At 40.9% G+C, this 3,147-nt stretch carries 1 protein-coding gene; it reads right to left on the bottom strand.

What is annotated here, in order from left to right:
- Positions 1-3,058: nSTAND1 domain-containing NTPase (locus QUB61_RS36905; protein ID WP_445300627.1), on the bottom strand; the 3,058-nt coding region annotated here is incomplete at its 3' end.
- Positions 3,059-3,147: the final 89 nt, after the last annotated feature.

The raw sequence follows: 3,147 nt of genomic DNA, 5'->3' as shown, positions 1-3,147 counted from the left end.
GGCTGACAGTAGCCACCAGCCTACTGTCGGGACTAAAAATTACCTTCGTAATGCGTGCTTTCTGACCTGGTAGACTTCCAATTAGCGTGCCATCCGTTCTCCACAGCTTAGCTATATTATTTCGATCCACAGTAACCATCAGCTTACCATCAGGACTGACATCGGGAAATAACCCATTAAACTCGAAGGTATTCAGCAATTTTTTTGAACTGTTCCACAGTTGTGTGGTCACCTGAGTACCCATTAAAGCAATTAGCTTACCGTCGGGACTGAAACTACTGAAACTTACGTTTTCCCTGCTATCGGCAAGTTCTAGGGATTTTTTGACTGTCCCGTCGCTATTCCAAAATTTCAACTGGTTATCATAAAAAGAGACAGGAAAATTGTCATGGCTTAGCCCTACAATATTGCTTCTATTCATTTGATATTCATGGAACTCAAACCTCTCTGAATCAAGACTCACAAGTTTCACTACATTGTCCTTACTAGCTAACGCAATAGCTTTAGTATCAGGACTAAAGCTCCCAGTTGTCGCGCTGGGGAGCCTGAACTTTGCTTCTACCTCTTCAATTTTACTACCTTCTATCTTCAAAAGACTCACCTGATTCAATCCCTTAAAATTGAACAGTAAATTACCATCAGGAGTGAAACAAGCGAAGCCATGACTACTTATATGATTATATGTTGTGAGTAAAATACCATCAATTTTCCATATTTTGAGGCTATTGTCCCTACTAGCCACATTCAGAGTTTTGCTATCCCGACTGAATGCCAGGTCAAGAACGCCAGGAGTATTGATAGTTTGAAGTTTCTTGCCCTCTAGACTCCATAGTTTGATAGTACCATCCTCACTAGCTGAAGCAATCGTTTGACCGTCATGACTAAAACGCACGATGTTAACAGTAGAATTATGCCATTCAAGTTTTTTAATCTGAGTGCCATCGATTTTCCAAAGTCTGACACTATTATCCCTGCTACCAGAAACAATTGTCTTACCGTCAGGACTAAATCGAATATTTGTTGCCCAGTCTGTGTGTCCCATTAAAGTTGTAATTAATGTGCCATTCATACGCCAGAGATAAATTTTATTATCCTTGTTCCCAGCAGCAATAATTTGACTATCGGGGCTAAATGCAACGCTAGTAAATTCATACCTATATTTTCCTTGTAAAGCAGGTTTTTTCTCGCTACCGTCACGGTTCCAAAGTTTCACAGTTTTATCTTTACTACTAGAAGCAATAAATTTGCCATCAGGGCTAAAACTAATATCTGTGATAGTATCGGTATGACCCTCCAATCGGTTGCGCTCTCTTACGTTATAAACAATCTCTTGCAATCTCGACACCACTTGATTCCTAGTATTCGGTTCTATTCTCCATCCGTATTTGAGCTTTTTTCCAGCTTTTAAAGCTTCTACCAGCGCCTCTAACTCTTTATCTGAAGCCCACAGAGATTCGGAATTAGCGCTAATTTGCTTGAGTTCAGCATTAGTTTCACCAATTTTTGCTTCTATTCCAAATACACCTGCTAGGACTGCGAGAACTGCCATCATCGCTCCGCCGGCGATCGCCAGTTTTAATTGTCGTTTCAGCACCCGATTTAACTCAGCTTGAGTGCGCTTGCTTTGCGCTTTTTCTTTTTTCAATTCTTCAATCATTTCATTGTTTTTTTGACGGCGCACGAAATCAGCTAAATAATCGTGAACCAGTTGATAACGAGTGTCCGGCAAACTAGGTAACAGCAATACGAACCCAGACTTCACAAAAATTTCCAGAACTAAATCTAGGTGACTGATATCTGTTAGTAAGTCTTCTAAACCTTTTTTTAAATCATCACGAGTTCGGAGGGGACGAGTGCTATTTTCATCTGTTAGCAGCCACAAAACAAGTTCAGCAAGCTGCTGATTTTCTGAACCGCAATCTTTAATAACTTCTTCTAAAAATCTCGCTACCAGTGCTGCTTTCGGCCCTTTTTTTTGATATTGGGCTAGGGTCGTAATATTCTCAGATTGTAATTGTGCACCCACAATTTGCAGTTCTACTGGACGCACCTCGTTAACTTCTCCTGCTAAATCTTTAACAAGTTCATCAATCAAAGCAGGTTCTAACTCAAACTGAGTTCTTTCAGTTAAACTTTGAATAACTAACTTAGCCTCATCCGGCTTAAAGTTACCTAAGTAAAAAAGAATATCTTTATCCAAAATATTATCATGAATCACCTCAAAATTACTTAATCGCGTACATTGTAATAAATGATGCAGGTAATCTTCTCGAAGGGAAAGAATTACTTTTACATAAGGGATATCTAAACAAGCGCGCAAAAAATCATAAAATCTTTTTCTTTGTACGCTGTCTTTACAAATAAAGAAAAATTCTTCAAATTGGTCAAAAATCAGAAGAGTTAACAGATTATGCTCCGCATTTTTCCGTAATTGAGCGAGCAGAGAGTCTGTTAAACTTAAGGTAGCGGAGTCAAGCCCAACATCAGATTCGTCATCTTCTCTTTCTTCGACTGCCAAACACTTAGCCAGTTCCTCAGCCCAATCTGCATAAACCTGTTGTAAAACTGGCAGAACACTGCGGGCATTTATCCGCTTTTGTTTTAAAGCAGGGATTAGTCCAGCCTGTTCAATTGAACTTTTGCCAACCCCTGATTCCCCGTGGATGATCGTCAGTTTGCAGTCATCTCGCTCGATCCGTTTCAGCAAGTCTTCGACACTGTGCAACCGTCCCGAAGAGGCGATTTCCTGGGCAACTTCGTCTTGCGATTCAGCAGAGAGTAACGCTGGGTTGGCAATCTGTTGTTTTGGCTGCAACCTCCCTGCACCGATAAAAGCTCGAAAACCAAACTTACTTTCGATCGCTTGTCGCTCTTGTTTAATATCAAAGGCATTGAGGTATTGTCCTTGTTGGAAATAGTATTCTCGCAAATTTATCAAAATATCGATGTAAAGCTCTGGGTCGTATTGAGGTTTGGTTTGATCTCTGGCAGTTTCTAAAGTGGCGATCGCCTCTGATAGCTGACCGAGTGGCTGTTGTGCTTTCGCTAGCGAAAACAAATACCAACCCTGTTGACATCCACCCCGTCCTAAAGGAGCGGGGATTCCCAATCATCACTAATTGGGTTTCTGCTTCAGGGCACCAGCCT

Origin of the sequence: Microcoleus sp. C2D2 (assembly GCF_036702495.1) — a bacterium.
GTDB lineage: Bacteria > Cyanobacteriota > Cyanobacteriia > Cyanobacteriales > Microcoleaceae > Microcoleus.
This window is presented reverse-complemented; position numbering and strand designations above follow the sequence as displayed.